The sequence below is a fragment of the Aeromonas sp. 1805 genome (assembly GCF_013085525.1).
In the GTDB taxonomy this organism is placed as follows: Bacteria; Pseudomonadota; Gammaproteobacteria; order Enterobacterales; family Aeromonadaceae; genus Aeromonas; species Aeromonas hydrophila.
In genome coordinates this window covers 3,955,385-3,974,267 of the sequence record NZ_CP038515.1, presented here as the reverse complement: position 1 = coordinate 3,974,267, position 18,883 = coordinate 3,955,385, and the positions used below count along the sequence as shown (strand labels likewise).

Below are 18,883 nucleotides of genomic sequence, written 5' to 3'. Positions count from 1 at the left end.
CCCTGCCGGCACACGCTGGTCGACCAGCAGGCAAGCCACTGATTTGTGTGCGGTAACCGTTCACCTCAAGATAAAGACAAGATAATGAGGAGTTAATGGTGATTGATTCAGTAAAACAGATCCTCGCCGAATTTAAGCCAGCTGGCTGGAGCAAGGATCTGGTGGCTGCCGGCTTCGTGCGCAGCATCGACAAACAGGGCTCGACGCTGACCATCAAGCTGGTGCTGCCCTTTGCAGGCCACTCCCTGTTTGAGCAGATCAAGCAGGAGTTTGACGCCCGCCTGCGCAGCGCCACCGGCGCCACCCGTATCGACTGGGTAGGCGAAATCGAGGTCGCCAGCTTGCCGCGAGCGCAAGGGCTGGCGGCGGTGCAGGGCATTCGCAACATCATCGTGGTTGCCTCCGGTAAGGGCGGGGTGGGCAAGTCCACTACCGCGGTCAACCTGGCGCTGGCGCTGCAAAAAGAGGGGGCGCGGGTCGCCATTCTAGATGCGGATATCTACGGCCCCTCCATTCCGACCATGACCGGGACCTTGAAGGAGCGTCCTGTCAGCCATGACGGCAAGCTGATGGAGCCGGTGATGGCATGCGGCCTCAAGAGCAACAGCATCGGTTATCTGGTGGCCGAGCAGGATGCCACCATCTGGCGTGGCCCCATGGCGAGCAAGGCGCTGGCCCAGATCCTCCACGAGACCCGCTGGGGCGAAGTGGACTATCTGGTGGTGGACATGCCGCCGGGTACCGGCGACATCCAGCTGACCCTGGCCCAGCAGGTGCCGACCACGGCGGCGGTGATCGTCACCACGCCGCAGGACGTGGCGCTGGCGGATGCCCGCAAGGGACTGGCCATGTTCAACAAGGTCAGCGTGCCGGTGCTTGGCATCATCGAGAACATGAGTTACCACGTCTGCAGCGCCTGTGGTCATCATGAGCCGCTGTTTGGTACCGGTGGTGGCCAGAAGATGGCGGAACAGTATCAGGTGGCGCTGCTTGGCCAGCTGCCGCTGCACATCGACATTCGCCAGCACATGGATGATGGCTGCCCAACCGTGTTCGGCGCCCCGAGCGGGGAGCTGGCAGAGGCCTATCTGAAACTGGCTCGTCGGGTGGGGGCTGAACTCTATTTCAGCGGTAAACCGATTGCGACCCCCCTCTATGCCATGGCGCTGGATGAATAATCGGCGGTCGACCGCCTGGGGTGGATTTGAGGGTGGGCATGGCTCACCCTTTTTTATATAATGGATCGGTTTAAACCATCCCCACTGCTCTTCTCTTTAGGTATTTTCAATGTCTGATACTCAACATTCGTGTGTGATCATCGGTATTGCTGGTGCATCCGCTTCCGGCAAGAGTCTTATAGCCCAAACCATCTATGAAGAGCTGGTGGCCGAGCTGGGAGCCGGTCAGATTGGCGTGATCACCGAAGATTGCTACTACCGCGATCAGACCCACCTGACCATGGAAGAGCGGGTCAAAACCAACTATGACCACCCCAACGCGCTGGATCACGACCTGCTGGTCCAGCACCTGAGCCAGCTGGTGCAAGGTGATGCGGTCAATATTCCCCAATACTCCTATACCGAACATACCCGCATGAGTGAAGTGACCCCGTTCGCACCGCGCCGGGTGATCATTCTGGAAGGGATCCTGCTGCTCACCGACAGCCGCTTGCGGGATCTGATGGATGCCTCCATCTTCATGGATACGCCGCTCGACATCTGCCTGCTGCGCCGTCTGGTGCGTGACGTGCAGGAGCGTGGCCGGACCATGGATTCTGTGCTCAAGCAGTACCAGAAGACGGTACGCCCCATGTTCCTGCAGTTTATCGAGCCTTCCAAGCAGTACGCGGACGTGATCGTTCCCCGTGGCGGCAAGAACCGCATCGCCATCGACATGCTCAAGGCGCGTATCCGCCACATGTTGATTGGTTGAGAGATATCAAGCCGGGTGATGCCCGGCTTTTTTAAATGAACAATTTGTCAGGAGAGTCGCCCAATGCGTCTTTGTGATACCGATATCGAACGTCATCTGGATGAAGGCAAGATCGTCATTGAGCCCAGACCCGGTATTGAACGGATCAGCGGCGTCAGCGTCGACGTGCTGCTGGGCAACGAGTTTCGGGTGTTTCGCGATCATACCGCCCCCTACATCGATCTGAGCGGCCCCAGCAGCGAAATGGCCGACGCCATCGATCGGGTGATGAGCGATGAAATCCATGTGCCGGATGGCGAAGCCTTCTATCTGCACCCGGGTCAGCTGGCGCTGGCGGTGACCTATGAATCGGTCACCCTGCCTGCCGACATCGTGGGCTGGCTCGATGGCCGCTCGTCCTTGGCCCGCCTCGGGCTGATGGTGCACGTGACTGCGCACCGCATCGATCCGGGCTGGTCCGGCCGCATCGTGCTGGAGTTCTACAACGGCGGCAAGCTGCCGCTGGCGCTGCGCCCCAAGATGAAGATCGGTGCGCTGAACTTCGAGATGCTCTCCGGTGTGGCGGCGCGTCCCTACAACAAACGGGAAAACGCCAAGTACAAGAGCCAGCAGGGTGCGGTTGCCAGTCGCATCAATCAGGACTGAGAGCGGGTCGACAGTCGAGCCGTCGGCAATGTGTTAAAAGAGGGCGCCGATGGCGCCCTTCTCCATTCGCTTGGGCAGGTGGATGTGGCAAAGAGGGCAGGGCGAGGGAGTGATCTTGCCTGTCATTTGTACAAATAGGGCGATACGGTCGGTCGAAAATTGACGGAGCCTAAGTCGGTGAGAGTATTTTTTGCGGCATACGGATGATGAATTGTTCCCGTTTGGGGACTGTTTTTGTCAGGCAAGGTCTGTTTAATTAATCTATGACAAGCCGCATGGTGACTGGCTCTAAGCTATTTGCAGACGGAATGCTCTTTTTTTTTCTTACTGAAATATTTCAACAACGGGTATGGCGTTACCAGCCTTCTGGCATAATCCGCCGCAACTCATAAACAGGTTCGTTTTTTATGTTTGAAATGTTTAGTGGTTTGGGTTTGTGGTGGTCAATCGGTTTGGTATTGGCCGTTTTTTTTGTGTTGGCCTATGAATTCATCAACGGCTTTCACGATACCGCCAACGCGGTAGCAACGGTTATCTATACCAAGGCGATGCCGGCACACATGGCAGTAGTGGCCTCCGGTCTGTTCAACTTTGCCGGGGTCATGATGGGTGGTCTGGGGGTGGCTTATGCCATTGTCCACCTGCTGCCCATCGATCTTCTGCTGGGGATGGACTCCACTCAGGGTCTGATCATGGTGTTCTCCCTGCTGTTTTCCGCCATCGTGTGGAATCTGGGTACCTGGTTCTTCGGGATCCCGGCGTCCAGCTCACACACGCTGATCGGCTCCATTCTGGGGGTAGGCGGCGCCTATGCCTGGATCAGCCATCAACCGCTGCAGGAAGGCATCAACGTCGCGAAAGCCATCGACATCATGCTTTCCCTGATCATCTCTCCCACCGTCGGTTTCATCATCGCCGCGCTGCTGCTGTTCGCCATGAAACGCGTCTGGCAGGGCAGCAAGATCCACAAGACCCCGGAAGAGCGTCTGCTGGTGGATGGCAAGAAGCATCCGCCGTTCTGGGCGCGTCTCACTCTGGTGGCGTCTGCCATGGGCGTGAGTTTTGTGCACGGTTCCAACGATGGCCAGAAGGGCATTGGTCTGGTGATGCTGGTGCTGATCTGCATGGCTCCTGCCTATTTCGCACTGGACATGAACAGCCGCTCCTATGACCTGGATCGTACCCAGGATGCCAATCAGCGCATCATGGAGATCTATCAGCGCAACCATGAGCAGGTTTCCAAGGTAGTGAACTTCAGTGTGCCTGCCCAGGCCCAGGAAGAGTTGATGACTCACTGTGCTGCTGATGGTGCTCTGCAGGCCATGGCCACGCTGGACAATCGTCTTGCCCAGGTGCGGACCTATGAAGAGATGGACCTGACCGACCGCCGTGAAGTGCGCCGCCTGCTGCTGTGCATCGACGATACCGCTCGCAAGGTGTCCAAGCTGCCGCTGCCGGCCAAAGAGCTGACTGACCTTGCCAAATGGCGCAAGGATCTGACGGCCACTGCCGAATATGCACCGACCTGGGTCATCGTCTCCATCGCGCTGGCGTTGGGCTGTGGCACCATGGTGGGCTGGCGTCGTATCGTCTACACCGTAGGCGAGAAGATTGGCTCCTCCGGCATGACCTATAGCCAGGGGATCGCCGCCCAGATCACCGCTGCCGCTTCCATCGGCGTGGCAAGCTTGACCGGGATGCCTGTATCGACCACCCACATCCTCTCCTCTGCGGTAGCGGGGACCATGGTGGCCAACAAGTCGGGTCTGCAGAGCCAGACCATCAAGACTATCCTGATGGCCTGGGTGCTCACCCTGCCGCTGACCATGCTGCTCTCTGGTGGCCTATTCCTGATCAGCCATCATCTGTTCAGCTGATTACAGATACCAAAAGAGTGTTGAGAAAGGGCCCTTGCGGCCCTTTTTTCATGGCCTCAAAACGGATGTGTGATGCCTGCCTCCCGCCAGCCGGGTTTCCAATTTGATCATCCTTTATATGCCATCAAACTAATTTTTCCATTCAATCAATTACTTCTCTCACCCACTAAGATCATCCCCACCCATCAACATGTATTCAAGATAGAGGGCGGTGGCCGATTGGACGTCTTTTGCGGTTCTGCCCCTGCCATGGAGCTGCTCGTCTAAGGTCGGCGCCTGTTATCTCATGGCACATGACTGCCTAAATTAGCAGATGGGATTAGCTGTGTTGACAGCTGTGGAAGAGGGGTCTTTGCCTGCATTGGTCGGCAGTACGTCTGGAGTGGCGAGAGGATGGAAGGTCGAATGGTCAGCCGATGCCGGTTGATAGATGCATACGCACACCAAGCTGACTTCGAGATGGGTTGCAGGCTTGGCCATGCAGTCCATGCGCATCAATGTCGTCAAGGATGTATACACACCACGCGATATTTGTATCTGTGCTGGCCCAGCCCGCCTAAACCAAGAACCATACAGTCGCAGCAGTAGGAAGACAAAACAAGGAGTGTGGATTGAACCGCAGCGAGTCAATGGCTGTGGTTATTCAATATGATGGGAGAAGTTTGTGGCTCTAAGTGCTAGTAGGTAGCGGAGTAGTAAAAGGACGGGTAACCGAGACTAGCTGACGGAGCCTATGCCGCACATAAAAAAGAGCCACACAATGTGTGGCTCTTTTTGTCAGACTAGCGAGTCATCAAGGACGACCGGCCGGGCTGGTTGCAACGTTGACGGCAGCGGTGCTGCCGCCATGGCGACCTGAGCTTGCCACTTCACTGCGCACCAGCGGCGCATGATCAACCGGCTCGCGTACCGGCAGGGCAGGGGCCGCAGCCGGTGTTGCCATCGGCGCAGAGGCTTTGCGGGCACCGGCCAGCAGGCCACCGCCACGTTTAACTTGCTTGGCCACAGGGGCTGCTACGGCAGCGACTACCGGAGCCTCGTCAGCAATGACAGGTTCAGCTTCAGCGACCGGAGCTGGCTGTTCAACCACCAGAGGGGCAACCTCGGCTACAACCACTGCCGGATCCGCTTCTTCAACTGCCGGTGCAGCAGGTGCAGCTTCAACCAAGGCAGTCTCGACGGCCGGTGCCTCAACAGCAACGACTTCCGCTGCGACCGGGGCCGCAACTTCTGCAACCACTGGCTCGTTGACAACCGCTACCTGGGCTTCTTCAGCAGCTACCGCTTCGGTTACCACTGGCTGTGCAGCCACGACCTCAGCCTGCTCGTGAGCTTCGGCCACAACGGCTTCTGGCACGACATGCTCGGTCAGCGCAGCAGAGGCCTGCAGGGCGGCGGCAACAGCTTCAGCACTGGGAATGGTGATGACAGGGACTGCCGGTTCTTCCACTTTCACCTGGGCGGCATCTGCCTGGGCAGCTGCTGTCAGGGTAGGGGCAGCGCCTTCGGCAGACTGCTCTTCATCTTCACGCTGGCTGCGGGCATCTTCATTGATGCGCTTGCGACGTTGGCCTTCGATACGCTGATTGCGCGGCGTACGGCGGGAACGACGCTGGCCTTCGGCCTGCTCATCGTGCTGCTCTACTGCGTCGGAGGCCTCTTCGGCAACAACCGGAGCATCGGCGGGCAGGGCGGCAACGTCGCTGGCCGGGGCATCGACCCGGATCTGCTTGCGCAGTTGGCGGCGTTCGCGGCGCTCAGCCACTTTCTGCTCTTTTTCCAGACGCGGCTCGTCGTTGACCATGGTGGTATCGACGGTTTCTACCGCGTCAACGACCACTTCGGCGCGAGGTTCACGCGGAGCACGGGGTTCACGAGCCGGGCGCGGAGCGCGGGGTTCGCGTTCCTGACGCGGCTCACGAGCCTCGCGAGGTTCACGTTCCATGCGCTGTTCACGCACTTCGCCACGGGCTTCACGCTCCTGGCGCGGCTCACGCTCTTTGCGGGGACGACGGTTGCGGCTTTCGCCACCTTCACGATTGGCACCCGCTTCCCGCTTCTCTGCGGCATCGGCAGGGCTGCGGTTACCACGGTTGTCATCACGACGACCACGCTGACCACGGCTGCGGGTTTCATCGCGTTGATGACGATGACCCTCGTCCTTGCGTGCTTCGCGCTGGGCTGCCGGTTTGTCGGCAGGAGCCTTCACGTCGGCAGGGGCGGTGTCGGCACCGAACAAGCCGGAGATGGCCTTGAACAGTTTGCCAAACAGACCGGCTTCGGGCGCAGTCGGTGCAGCGGGAGCCACGACCGGGGCTGGCGCGGCGGGGGCCGGCTGGGGCGCCTGGACAAAACCTTGCAGCAGCGGTTGTTCGCGCTCGATCACCTGAGCCTGCTTCGGCTGGTAGACCGGCTTGGCAATCTCGGTTTTCAGCTCGTAGCTGGCCGCTTCCGGGATCTCGTTCTGACGGATGCGGGTTACTTCGTAGTGCGGGGTTTCCAGATGCTGGTTCGGAATGATGTAGACACGCACATCATTGCGCTGTTCCAGGCTGGCGATGGAGGCACGCTTCTCGTTGAGCAGATAGGCGGCAACATCGACCGGCACCTGACCGTGAACCTGTTCGGTGTTGTCCTTCATGGCCTCTTCTTCGATGAGACGCAGGATGGACAGCGCCAGTGATTCGTTGTCACGGATCACACCCTGACCCTGGCAACGAGGGCAGATATGGCTGCTGGACTCGTTGAGGGAGGGGCGCAGACGCTGGCGAGACATCTCCAGCAGACCGAAACGGGAGATCCGGCCCAGCTGGATGCGAGCACGGTCCTGATGCACTGCTTCACGCAGACGGTTTTCCACTTCGCGCTGATGACGAACCGGAGTCATGTCGATGAAGTCGATGACGATCAGACCACCCAGGTCACGCAGACGCAATTGACGGGCAATTTCGTCGGCTGCTTCCAGGTTGGTTTGCAGCGCAGTCTCTTCGATATCGCCGCCCTTGGTGGCGCGGGAGGAGTTGATATCGATGGAGGTCAGCGCTTCAGTCGGATCGATGACGATGCTGCCGCCGGAGGGCAGACGCACTTCACGCTGGAAGGCCGACTCGATCTGGCTCTCGATCTGGAAGTGGTTGAACAGGGCAACTTCACCCTTGTACAGCTTCACGCGATTGAGGAAATCGGGACGAACCAGCTCGATATGCGCCTTGGCACGCTCGAAGATGACCGGGTTGTCGATCAGGATCTCGCCGACATCGCGACGCAGATAGTCACGGATGGCACGCACGATGACGTTGCTTTCCTGATGGATAAGCACCGGAGCGGAGCGGCTCTGTGACGCCTTGTGGATGGAATCCCAGTGGTTGAGCAGAACGTTCAGATCCCATTCCAGCTCTTCCGGGGATTTACCCACACCGGCGGTACGCACGATGAGGCCCATGCCGTCCGGCACGGTCAGGCCGCTCAGGGCTTCTTTCAGTTCAGTCCGTTCATCACCTTCGATACGGCGGGAGATACCACCGGCGCGAGGATTGTTCGGCATCAGTACCAGGTAGCTGCCGGCCAGACTGATAAAGGTGGTGAGGGCTGCACCCTTGGTGCCACGCTCTTCCTTGTCGATCTGGACGATCACTTCCTGGCCTTCGCGGACCACTTCTTTGATGTTGGGACGACCCTGATAGGAGTAACCGGAGGGGAAGTAATTGCGGGCGATTTCCTTTAACGGCAGGAAACCGTGGCGCTCGGCGCCATAGTCGACAAAAGCAGCTTCAAGACTGGGTTCTACGCGGGTGATTTTGCCCTTGTAAATGTTCGCTTTTTTCTGCTCGTGTCCCGGACTTTCAATATCCAGATCGTAGAGCTGTTGTCCGTCAACCAGCGCTACGCGCAACTCTTCTTCCTGAGTCGCGTTGATTAGCATTCTTTTCATTGAGTTCTCGTTATTTTGTCATTTTGATTTCCTCCACAGGATCCTGCCGGCGCCGGCCTCGGGTCTTCAGCATACTGGGGCAACCTCCCGGTTGGGGTATGCATGAGGCGCAAACTAAGGGCACTCTGGTCCAGCCTTCTCGAGAAGGCATGAAAAGGATACCGGTGTGGAGACAAATTAGCGGTTCTGTTTGCGTTCTCCATGCGCTGTACCTCGCACCCGGGAACCGTCATGTTCTTGTATACACGGTGTTTCGGGATTGGGTGGCATAAATTTTGGCCACTTAGTACAAGGCTTGAACACAATGACAAAACCTTGTTTATTATCCCATTTAAACCACTTTTATAGCAAGGCGCCATTTTTCAACAAAGCATGCAGCCAAGGGCCGCCGGCAGTGTTAAAATCCGCGCCATGACACAGATACATCAACAAGTGCAGCTGCTCACCATCGAAGCTGAGCATGAAGGGCAGCGCATCGACAATTTTCTCAAGACTCAGCTAAAGGGCGTCCCCAAGAGCCTGATCTATCGCATCCTTCGCAAAGGGGAAGTGCGCGTCAACAAAAAGCGCATCAAACCGGAATACAAACTCTGCACTGGCGACGAGGTACGGGTCCCCCCCGTGCGGGTTGCCGAAAAGAATGAATTGCCCTCGGCCAATCTCGGCAGCATCCAGCGTCTGGAGAGCCAGATCCTGTTTGAAGATGATGCCATGATCGTACTGAACAAGCCGTCCGGCATGGCGGTACACGGCGGCAGCGGCCTGAGCTTTGGCGTGATTGAAGGGCTGCGTGCCCTGCGCCCGGAAGCCCGTTTCCTTGAACTGGTGCATCGGCTCGATCGCGACACCTCCGGCGTACTGCTGGTTGCCAAGAAGCGCAGCGCCCTGCGCAGCCTGCATGAGCAGCTGCGGGTCAAGACCATGCGCAAGCAGTACCTGGCGTTGGTGCGTGGCCAGTGGCAGCCTCACGTCAAGGTGGTCAATGCGCCGCTGCGCAAGAATGACCTGCAATCCGGCGAGCGGGTAGTGCGGGTCAGCAGCGATGGCAAGCCCTCCGAGACGCGTTTCCGGATTGCCCGTCAGTTTGCCGAGGCCACCCTGGTGGAGTGCAGCCCGATCACCGGTCGTACCCACCAGATCCGGGTGCATACCCAGCATGCGGGTCACCCCATCGCCTGTGATGACAAGTATGGAGAAGCCGCATTTGACGATAAAATGCGCAGCCAGGGGCTGAAACGACTGTTTTTGCATGCCTGGAAGCTGAGCTTCATCCATCCGGCCGATGGTCGCGAGATGCAGGTGGAAGCCCCGCTGGCCCCCGAACTCGACGACTTCCTGAACAAGTTGGCCCGCTGATGCAGACCATCCGGCTCGCCATCTTCGACTGGGACGGTACCCTGATGGACTCGGTGGGCCGGATTGTCGCCTGTGTGGCGCACGCGGCTCGCGACTGTGGTGAGCCCGTGCCCACCGCCGTCGAGACGCACCAGATCATCGGTCTCAGTCTGGAGGTCGGTATCCCCCGGCTGTTTTCCCTGGAGCAGGGCGGTGAACGAGCCAACGCCCTGATCGCCCGTTATCGCCACCATTACGTGCATGACAGCACACCCAGCCCGTTGTTTGCCGGGGCGAGGGAACTGTTGCAGCATTGGCATGCACAAGGGGTGGCCCTGGCGGTCGCCACCGGCAAGTCCCGGCGTGGATTGGACAGGGTACTGGATGATACCGGGTTGCGGCCGCTCTTTGCCGCCACGCGCGGGGCGGACGAGGCCAGCTCCAAGCCCGATCCCCTGATGCTGACGCAAATTCTGGATGAGCTGGGCATTGCCCCGCCCCAGGCAGTGATGATCGGCGATTCCATCCACGACATGGCGATGGCCGAGGCGCTGGCCATGCCGCGGATCGGGGTGAGCTGGGGTGTGCACGACCGTACACGCTTGCTGGCCCATCATCCGTTGGCGGTGGTCGATACCATGGCGGAGCTCCAGCGGTTGCTGAATTAGCCTTGCGATATAACCGATGAATAAACGAAAAACGGGAGCCTTGGCTCCCGTTTTTCATGGCTGGCATACCGCTCCCATCAGGGCAGGGCGATACCGTGGCGGGCCAGCAGCTCGATCAGGCCGATCAGCGGCAGGCCGATCAGCGCATTGGGATCGCGCCCTTCCAGGGCCTTGAACAGCACGATCCCCATGCCTTCACACTTGAAGCTGCCGGCACAGTCGAGGGGCTGTTCAGCTTCTACATAGCGGCGGATGGCCGCCTCATCCAGCTGGCGAAAGTGAACGGTGAAGGGTTCTATCAGCTGTTCGGCGCGGCCAGACGAGGCGTCCAGCACGCACAGGCCGGTATAAAAGGTGACGCTGCGCCCCTGGGCCGCCATCAGCTGGGCCACCGCTCGCTCGACCGTTCCCGGCTTGCCCAGGATCCGGCCATCACAAACGCACACCTGATCCGAGCCGATGATCAATCCCTGATCATGCTGGTCGGCGATGGCACGGGCCTTGGCATGGGCAAGGCGAGCCACCAGCGTCTGTGCATCTTCACCGGGCAGCACGGATTCATCGACATTCGGCGCGGCGCACTCAAAGGGGAGGCCCAGCTTTTCCAGCAGGGCTTTGCGGTAACGGGAGGTGGAAGCGAGGATCAGGGGACGCGACATGGCAATCAGGTATCCAGGTTCAGAAACGGGCAGGCGTGGATGGTATCGCCCCCGTGCGGCGAGGGCAAATGTCGCCGCCACTCTCTTTTCCAGCATGTCGAGATTGGAAAACACCGCTATCGGCTTATTCATCCGGCCTGACGCTATAGTGCCCCGTCGATGCTACCCATTCGCTGAGGAGTCACCATGGGCCGTTACATGCTCTGCTGTTTTTTGATGATCACGCTCTACCCGGTGGGGATCGATCTCTATCTGGTGGCGTTGCCCAACATAGGCGCCAGCCTTCAGGCCAGCGAGGCTCAGCTGCACACCGCGTTTTCCCTCTATCTGCTCGGCATGGCCGCGACCGTCCCGCTGGCCGGTCTGCTGGCGGATCGCCACGGCCGCAGACCGGTGATCCTGAGCGGGGCCGGCTTGTTTATGCTGGCGTCGCTACTGGCCGGCAGCGCCGACGACACTGCGCAGTTTCTGCTGGCGCGGGTAGGCCAAGGGGCAGGGGCCGGCGCGCTCTACATCATGACCTTTACCGTGCTGCGAGACGTGTTGCCACCGGCCCGGCTGGCGGCCGTGCTGTCGGCCATCAATGGGGTCATCTGCGTTATCCCCGTGCTGGCGCCGCTGCTGGGCTATCTCATCCTGACCGGCTTCCCATGGCCTGCCATCTTTCAGGCCATGGCGCTGCTTGGCGGCGTGGTGCTGCTGATCAACCTGCTGGGGCTGAAAGAGAGCCTACCGCTGCACCCTGAGCCATCCTCGAGTGCGTCAGCAGCCCGCTTTGCCTTCTTGCGAGTGCCGCAGTTCCTCTGGATGTGCGCGTTGAGCAGTGCCGGCATGACCTGCATTCTGACCTATGTCAGCACTTCACCCATGATCCTGATGACCCAGAGGGGGCTGGCAACCGCAGAGTATGCCCGCATCATGATGATCATGGCGATGATCAGCATGATCACCTCCTTCTTCGCCCCCTGGTTGCTGCGTCGACTCCACAAGCACAGCCTGCTCGCACTGGCCCACGGCGGGTTGGGGTTGGCGCTGCTGCTGATCCTGGCCTCTCATCTTGAGAGCTCCTGGGGCCTGTGGCTGCTGCTGACGGGCTTTGCCTTCACCTGCATCGGTTTTTCCGCGAGCTTCGGCATCACCATGGGCGAGGCGCTGGCCAGTTGCCGTTATCAGATAGCGCTCGCCAGTGCCACCCTCTGCCTTGCCCAGATAACTGTGAGCGCCGGCTATATCTGGCTGATGGGGTGGCTTGGCTTTGCCCCCAGCACACTGCTTGCCTGTGCCCTGCTCGGCGCCGTGTTACTCTACCTGCTCTTTCGCGCCCTGGGGCCTGCCTTCGACAGCGCCGCCCACGGTACCCCAGTCATGGAGAATCCCTGAGCATGCGTCCCCTGATCGACCTCGATCTCAATTTGTTGGTGGTATTTCGGCTGTTGCTGCAAGAGCGCAGTGTCACCAAGGCAGCCAAAAAGCTCAATGTCACGGCGCCCACCGTCAGCAAGGCGCTGGCGCGGCTGCGCGACTGGTTCGACGACCCGCTGTTCCTTCGCACTCAGCGGGGGCTGGAGCCCACCAATCTGTCGCTCACTCTGGAGGAAGAGCTCAAGGAGTGGTTCCAGCTATCGGGCAACATCGCCTCTCTCTGCGGCAATGCCATTCCGGCGGGGGCCGCGTTCAGGCTGGTGCTGGAGTCGCCCTTTTACATCAGCTTTCTCAATGATCTGCCCATGGTGATTTATGAAACCTATCGCAAATCGACCATCCGGATCATGAACTGGGACCATCACTCCCTCAACGACATCATCAATGGCGATGCCGATCTCGGCTTCTGTGCGAGGGAAACCCACCCCAGCTCGCTGGCCAGGGTCAACCGGCTGCCCTATTACATCGATCACGAGGTGTTGTTCGAAGACAGGCCCATGGTGTTTTTGCGCAAGGATCATCCGCTGCTGGCCCGCACCTGGAATCTCGACAACTTCCTCGCCTATCCCCATGTCAGCGTGGTGTGGGAGGCGAGCGATGCCTGGGCGCTCGACAGCCTGCTGGATGATGAGGGGCTTAGCCGGCAGGTGCCGATCCGGGTCTCCAGCTTCGAGCAGGCGCTGCACATCGCAGCCCAGTCTGACCACGAACTGATCGCGGTGGTGCCCTCCTATTGCGCCAGCTATGCCCGCCAGCACCACGACAATTTGATCTCCTTGCCGCTGCCGCTGGATGAAGCCCTCTATCGGCAACTCGACATCGCCTTCATCCTGCTCTGGCACAAGCGCAACAACCACAACACCAAGGTGCTGTGGCTGCGCGACGAGATCAAACGGCTCTACCACCAGCATATCGGGGCCGCTGGCGCGGGTTAACCCTGATCAGTACCTCGCAGGGCCAGAAAAACGGCTATAAGCATAGGAATGGGCAAGGCGGGGTCATGGATGATGAGAGTCGGGATATGGCTGTTATGGTTGCTTTGCGTGCCGGCCTGGGCACAGGGCTGGCACCTGCAGGCGGGGGAGGCGGGCTCATCCCCCTGGCGCCTTTCTGGCTTTGCGCCTGGAGATGAACGTGGCAGCGCCGCCGTCGGCGCTGCTGGCCGTACTGCGTGATACCGCTCACCATCAGGAGTGGCTGCCCCAGAGCCTGGAGGTAAGGGTGCTGGCCAAGCCGGCGCCCGATGAAGATCTGGTCTATACCCGGCTCTCTGCGCCCTGGCCGGTGCAGGAGCGGGAGCTTATCACCCACTCCCGCCTGCAACGTCAACCCAATTGTGGCCTGGTGCTGACGGTATGGGCCGCCCCTGATGCTCTGCCGCCTTACCCCGGTCGGGTGCGGATCCGGGCCAGTGAAGGACGTTGGGAGGCGGTGCCGCAACTCAACGGCACCACCCTGATACGCCTCGAAACCTATACCAACCCGGGTGACAACCTGCCTGGCTGGCTCATCAACCCCATCGCCGCCCAGGCGGCGCTGGACAGTTTTCGGGCCATCCGCCGTCTGATGGAGGCCATCCCGCCCGAACCTTGCGCTTGTCCCCATATGCGGCAGGGGCGCCAAGTCGGGCTGTGCGGTAACCATCCATGAACCCCGAGGGGGCAGGGGAGTGGTTGAGTCACCTGCGCTGTGAAATTCTGCTGTCAAGGAGTGCGCCGGATCCCCACCGTCAGCGCAAATGCGGCCAGGATCCGGTGTCGGATCCGTTGGTTTATGGCATAATCAGCCACCGGTGAGCGCAAGTTCCGCCATGTGCGGGGGTTGTGAGGTTAAAATCATCGGCGGTAAGGACTTTTTCCTTTGACTATCAGTTGTTGGACCTATAATATTCGCGCCCTATGCAAAAGGTGAAGTTGCCCGTAAAGGTTGATCCAGTCCGTAGTGCCTCGAAGCTGCTCGATTATGTCGGGATAGTGGAAAAGTCGCAGATGCCCAGGCTGGAGGAATCAACCGCAGGCTTGCAGAGTGATATCGATGTATCGCTGCACTTTGGCAAAGATGTCCAGAAGTTGACCGTTATGAAAGGCACTGCCCATGCCAAGGTTGACCTGGTTTGCCAGCGTTGTGGAGAAACATTCGAGCATCTCTGTGAAGCTGAATTTATCTACACTCCGCTGTTCGAGAGAACAAACGAGGAAGAACTGCCGGAAGCTTATGAGCCCATTGAGTTGGACGAAAACGGCGAGATGGATCTTCATCAAATCCTGGAGGATGAACTCATCCTCTCGTTGCCGCAGGTGGCCATGCATCCCATGGATGCTTGCCCGCGCGGTAACATGGAGATGACCTGGGGTGAAATCGAACCTGCTGATGAGCGGCCGAATCCCTTTGCAGTTCTTGAAGAGCTTAAACGTAAGTGAATTTAGGAGTTAGCCTACAATGGCCGTACAACAGAACCGTAAAACCCGTGCCAAGCGTGGCATGCGTCGTTCCCACGATGCGCTGACCACCGCTGCCCTGACTGTTGATCAGACCAGTGGCGAAATCCATCGTCGTCACCACGTGACTGCCGATGGTTTCTACCGCGGTAAAAAGGTAATCGCTTAAGGATTGCCTTTGTCTACGCAAACTGTCGCGCTAGACATCATGGGGGGAGATATTGGCCCCTCGGAAACAGTGCCTGCCGCCGTGCAGGCACTGTCTCTTTTACCCCAGTTAAAACTGATCCTGGTTGGTGACCAACACCAGACCACCCCTCTTTTGCAGCAACATGGCTTGCTGAATCATCCCCGCGTTCGTTTCGTGCATGCATCCCAGGTGGTTGGCATGGGCGACAAACCGATCGTGGCGCTGCGCACCCTGAAAGACTCCTCCATGCGGGTCGTCCTCAATCTGGTGAAGGCCGGCGAGGCCGATGCCTGCGTCAGCGCCGGCAATACCGGTGCGCTGATGGCCATGGCCAAGTGCGTGCTCAAATCCCTGCCCGGGGTCGACCGACCCGCCCTCATCAAGGCACTGCCCACCCTTTCCGGCAAACGTACCGTGATGCTGGATCTTGGCGCCAACGTCAGCTGCGATGCCGACACCCTGCTGCAATTTGCGGTGATGGGCGCCGTGGTGGCTGAAAAGGTGGAGGGCATTGCCACTCCCAGGGTGGCCCTGCTCAACGTGGGGGAGGAGGAGATCAAGGGCAACGATCTGGTGCGCCACAGTGCCGAGTTGCTGCGCCAGTGCCAGGCGCTCAACTTCGTCGGTTTTGTCGAAGGGGACCGGATCTTCAGCGGCGAGTGCGACGTGATCGTCTGCGACGGTTTTGTCGGCAACGTGGCCCTCAAGACGGCGGAAGGGGTTGTGCGGATGATGGCCCAACTGGCCGGATATCCCCGCAAAAAACGCAGTTTTCTTGGTCGTATCGCCGGATTTATGTTCAAACGGCGTTTTTCTTACCTGAACCCCGACCAGTATAACGGTGCAAGTCTGTTAGGATTGCGCGGCATTGTGGTAAAAAGCCACGGGCGGGCCGAACGGCGCGCCCTGTGTAACGCGATCCTGCTGGCCGCGCAAGAGGCCAAGCATCAACTTCCATTGCAAATAGCAGATCGCCTTGAATCTGTCTTTTCCGACAGGGATCTATAAGAACTCTATGCATAGCAAAATTTTGGGTACTGGCAGTTATCTGCCGAACTCGGTACGTACCAATGCCGATCTCGAACAGATGGTGGAAACCAGCGACGAGTGGATTGTGGAGCGTACCGGGATCCGTGAACGTCGCATTGCCGGTGCCGATGAAACCGTCGCCACCCTGTCTCACCAGGCCGCTCTACGCGCCCTGGACGCAGCGGGCCTGACCGCCGCCGATCTCGACATGATCGTGCTGGCCACCACCAGTGCCGAGAACGCCTTCCCGGCCGCCGCCTGTGAATTGCAGGGCCTGCTCGGGGTGCAAGGGATCCCGGCTTTTGATGTGGCCGCCGCCTGCGCCGGCTTCACCTACGCACTTTCCATCGCCGATCAGTTCGTCAAATCCGGTGCCGCCCGTCACGTACTGGTGGTCGGAGCCGATGTGCTGTCGCGCATGTGCGATCCGGAAGATCGCGGCACCATCATCCTCTTTGGTGACGGGGCAGGGGCCGTGGTGATCGGCGCCAGCGAAACGCCGGGCATTATCTCCACCCATCTGCATGCGGATGGCCGTTACGGCGATCTGCTCAAGCTGCCGCAACCCCGTCGCGGAATGCCGGGGGCCGAGCTTGAAGCCTACATGTACATGAAGGGCAACGATGTGTTCAAGGTGGCGGTCACCCGTTTGAGCGAGATCGTCACCGAGACCCTGGCCGCCGCCGGCATCGCGCCGAGCGAGTTGGACTGGCTGGTGCCTCATCAGGCCAACTTCCGCATCATCAGCGCCACCGCCAAGAAGCTTGGCATGGGGCTGGACAAGGTGGTGCTGACCCTCGACAAGCACGGCAACACCTCTGCCGCCTCCGTGCCCATCGCCTTCGATGAAGGGGTGCGTGATGGCCGGATCAAACCGGGCCAGCTGGTATTGCTGGAGGCCTTCGGCGGTGGTTTTGCCTGGGGCTCGGCGCTGGTTCGCCTCTGATCGTCGTCGGGATGAGCAATCTGGCTCATCCTGCCGCTCTCATTTTTGTCTTATCTAAAGGAATCAATGATGACCCAATTTGCCATTGCCTTCCCGGGACAGGGCTCCCAAACCGTCGGCATGCTGGCCGAGCTGGCCGAACAACATGCCGTGATCAAGGAGACCTTCGCCGAGGCGAGCCAGGTGCTGGGTTATGACCTGTTTGCCCTGGTGATGGATGGCCCGGCCGACGATCTGAACAAGACCTGGCGCACCCAGCCCGCCTTGCTGACAGCCTCTGTCGCGCTGTGGCGTCTGTGGCAACAGCAGGGCGGGACAACCCCCGCCGTGATGGCTGGCCATAGCCTGGGTGAGTACTCCGCCCTGGTGTGCAGCGGTGCACTGGCCTTTGCCGATGCGGTCAAACTGGTCGAGCTGCGTGGTCTGGCCATGCAGGAAGCCGTACCGGAAGGCACCGGTGCCATGGCTGCCATCATCGGGCTGGACAATGACGCCATCGCCGCCAACTGCGAAAAAGCCGCACAAGGACAGGTGGTCTCTCCGGTCAACTTCAACTCTCCGGGCCAGGTGGTCATCGCCGGCCACAAAGAGGCCGTCGAGCGTGCCAACGTGCTGATGAAAGAGTCCGGCGCCAAGCGTGCACTGCCGCTGCCGGTCTCTGTGCCTTCTCACTGCGCCCTGATGAAACCTGCCGCAGAAAAATTGGCAGCTGCGCTGGACGGGATCGAGATCAAGGTTCCTGCCATCGCTGTCATCAATAATGTCGACGTATCCTGTGAACAGGATCCGGCCGCCATCAAACAGGCTCTGGTACGTCAGCTGTTCAGCCCGGTTCGTTGGACCGAGACTGTCGAGCGGATGGCCAATGAGGGGGTTACCCTCGAGATCGAGATGGGACCGGGCAAGGTATTGACCGGGCTCGCCAAGCGCATCGACAAGCGCGTGGAAGGTATTCATGCCAACGATGCCGCCTCTTTCGAGCAGGCGCTGGCCCAGATCAAGTAAACAGGAGCAAGTAATGAGCTTTACCGATAAGGTTGTGTTGGTGACCGGTGCCAGTCGTGGCATCGGCCGTGCAATTGCCGAAACTTTTGCGGCCCGTGGCGCCAAAGTCGTCGGCACGGCGACCAGCGAGAGCGGCGCCGAGGCGATCAGCGCCTATCTGGGTGAGCAGGGTTGCGGCATGGCACTGAACGTGACCAGCCAGGAATCCATCGAAGCCGTCTTCGCCGCCGTCAAGGCGCGTTTTGGCGACATCGACATCCTGATCAACAACGCCGGTATCACCCGTGACAACCTGCTGATGCGGATGAAGGATGATGAGTGGAACGAGATCATCGACACCAACCTCACTTCCCTGTATCGACTGAGCAAACCGGTGCTGCGCGCCATGATGAAGAAGCGCAATGGCCGCATCATCAGCATCGGCTCCGTGGTCGGTACCATGGGCAATGCCGGTCAGGTCAACTATGCTGCCGCCAAGGCGGGACTGGTTGGTTTTACCAAGTCGCTGGCTCGTGAAGTGGCCTCCCGCGGCATTACCGTGAACGCGGTTGCCCCCGGTTTCATCGAGACCGATATGACCAAGGCGCTCAATGAAGAGCAGCGTGCCGGCATCATGAGCCAGGTGCCTGTCGCTCGTCTGGGCGACCCGAAAGAAATTGCCGCTGCTGTGGTATTCTTGGCATCGGATGATGCCGCCTACATCACTGGCGAAACCCTGCATGTTAATGGCGGGATGTACATGGTGTAATCAATTTGTCGTGAGATCTGTTCAAATTTGCGATAGTACGCCGAAGTTTGGCGAATTT

The 18,883-nt window shown here is 59.5% G+C and carries 16 protein-coding genes and 1 pseudogene; 15 read left to right on the top strand and 2 right to left on the bottom strand.

The window, feature by feature from the left end:
* Positions 1–95 precede the first annotated feature (95 nt).
* The 4 genes from apbC (at position 96) to E5E96_RS18600 (ending at position 4,454) form a co-directional block, all read left to right on the top strand.
* Positions 96–1,178, top strand: a complete 1,083-nt coding sequence (gene apbC, locus E5E96_RS18615) for an iron-sulfur cluster carrier protein ApbC (RefSeq protein WP_171282808.1) — start codon at positions 96–98, stop codon at positions 1,176–1,178.
* Between the two features lie 109 nt (positions 1,179–1,287).
* Positions 1,288–1,932 carry a uridine kinase gene (udk, locus tag E5E96_RS18610; RefSeq protein WP_011706091.1) on the top strand — a complete coding sequence of 215 codons (645 nt, stop codon included), beginning with the start codon at positions 1,288–1,290 and terminating at the stop codon, positions 1,930–1,932.
* Between the two features lie 63 nt (positions 1,933–1,995).
* Entirely contained in the window at positions 1,996–2,577 is a 582-nt protein-coding gene (dcd, locus tag E5E96_RS18605; RefSeq protein ID WP_011706092.1) for a dCTP deaminase, read from the top strand.
* 407 nt (positions 2,578–2,984) lie between these two features.
* On the top strand, positions 2,985–4,454 hold the full coding sequence (locus tag E5E96_RS18600; protein ID WP_011706094.1) for an inorganic phosphate transporter: 1,470 nt from the start codon (positions 2,985–2,987) through the stop codon (positions 4,452–4,454).
* A gap of 793 nt (positions 4,455–5,247) precedes the next feature.
* Here E5E96_RS18600 and rne read toward each other — a convergent pair.
* Entirely contained in the window at positions 5,248–8,385 is a 3,138-nt protein-coding gene (gene rne / locus E5E96_RS18595) for a ribonuclease E (RefSeq protein ID WP_171282807.1), read from the bottom strand.
* A 411-nt stretch (positions 8,386–8,796) separates the two neighbouring features.
* On the opposite strand from rne, the gene rluC reads away from it, so the two are divergent.
* Both rluC and E5E96_RS18585 read left to right on the top strand, forming a co-directional pair.
* Complete coding sequence (rluC, locus tag E5E96_RS18590) at positions 8,797–9,741, top strand: 23S rRNA pseudouridine(955/2504/2580) synthase RluC (RefSeq protein ID WP_201356046.1); 945 nt, start codon at positions 8,797–8,799, stop codon at positions 9,739–9,741.
* Positions 9,741–10,388, top strand: a complete 648-nt coding sequence (locus E5E96_RS18585; protein WP_171282806.1) for an HAD family hydrolase — start codon at positions 9,741–9,743, stop codon at positions 10,386–10,388. The genes rluC and E5E96_RS18585 overlap by 1 nt, the downstream gene beginning before the upstream one ends.
* 77 nt (positions 10,389–10,465) lie before the next feature.
* On the opposite strand, the gene E5E96_RS18580 is transcribed toward E5E96_RS18585, so the two are convergent.
* The gene (locus E5E96_RS18580) at positions 10,466–11,047 is read right to left on the bottom strand and encodes a nucleoside triphosphate pyrophosphatase (protein ID WP_171282805.1); all 582 of its coding nucleotides are present in this window, start codon (positions 11,045–11,047) and stop codon (positions 10,466–10,468) included.
* Between the two features lie 186 nt (positions 11,048–11,233).
* Here E5E96_RS18580 and E5E96_RS18575 point away from each other — a divergent pair, with 186 nt between their 5' ends.
* From E5E96_RS18575 to fabG, 9 genes and pseudogenes are all read left to right on the top strand, one after another.
* Entirely contained in the window at positions 11,234–12,427 is a 1,194-nt protein-coding gene (locus tag E5E96_RS18575; protein WP_171282804.1) for an MdtL family multidrug efflux MFS transporter, read from the top strand.
* 2 nt (positions 12,428–12,429) lie between these two features.
* On the top strand, positions 12,430–13,404 hold the full coding sequence (gene yidZ, locus E5E96_RS18570; RefSeq protein ID WP_029300874.1) for an HTH-type transcriptional regulator YidZ: 975 nt from the start codon (positions 12,430–12,432) through the stop codon (positions 13,402–13,404).
* Positions 13,405–13,473: 69 nt separating this feature from the next.
* Positions 13,474–14,119 (top strand): annotated as a pseudogene (locus tag E5E96_RS18565) (START domain-containing protein).
* Positions 14,120–14,367: 248 nt separating this feature from the next.
* Positions 14,368–14,889, top strand: a complete 522-nt coding sequence (yceD, locus tag E5E96_RS18560; RefSeq protein WP_011706102.1) for a 23S rRNA accumulation protein YceD — start codon at positions 14,368–14,370, stop codon at positions 14,887–14,889.
* Positions 14,890–14,908: 19 nt separating this feature from the next.
* Entirely contained in the window at positions 14,909–15,076 is a 168-nt protein-coding gene (gene rpmF / locus E5E96_RS18555) for a 50S ribosomal protein L32 (RefSeq protein ID WP_005300935.1), read from the top strand.
* A 9-nt stretch (positions 15,077–15,085) separates the two neighbouring features.
* On the top strand, positions 15,086–16,105 hold the full coding sequence (gene plsX / locus E5E96_RS18550; RefSeq protein WP_029303012.1) for a phosphate acyltransferase PlsX: 1,020 nt from the start codon (positions 15,086–15,088) through the stop codon (positions 16,103–16,105).
* 7 nt (positions 16,106–16,112) lie between these two features.
* Positions 16,113–17,072: a beta-ketoacyl-ACP synthase III gene (locus E5E96_RS18545; RefSeq protein ID WP_166463672.1), complete on the top strand. Its 960-nt coding sequence runs from the start codon at positions 16,113–16,115 to the stop codon at positions 17,070–17,072.
* A gap of 69 nt (positions 17,073–17,141) precedes the next feature.
* Positions 17,142–18,077 (top strand): ACP S-malonyltransferase, encoded by a 936-nt coding sequence (gene fabD, locus E5E96_RS18540; protein ID WP_171283252.1) that lies wholly within the window; start codon positions 17,142–17,144, stop codon positions 18,075–18,077.
* Between the two features lie 13 nt (positions 18,078–18,090).
* Positions 18,091–18,825 carry a 3-oxoacyl-ACP reductase FabG gene (fabG, locus tag E5E96_RS18535; protein WP_171282803.1) on the top strand — a complete coding sequence of 245 codons (735 nt, stop codon included), beginning with the start codon at positions 18,091–18,093 and terminating at the stop codon, positions 18,823–18,825.
* Positions 18,826–18,883 lie beyond the last annotated feature (58 nt).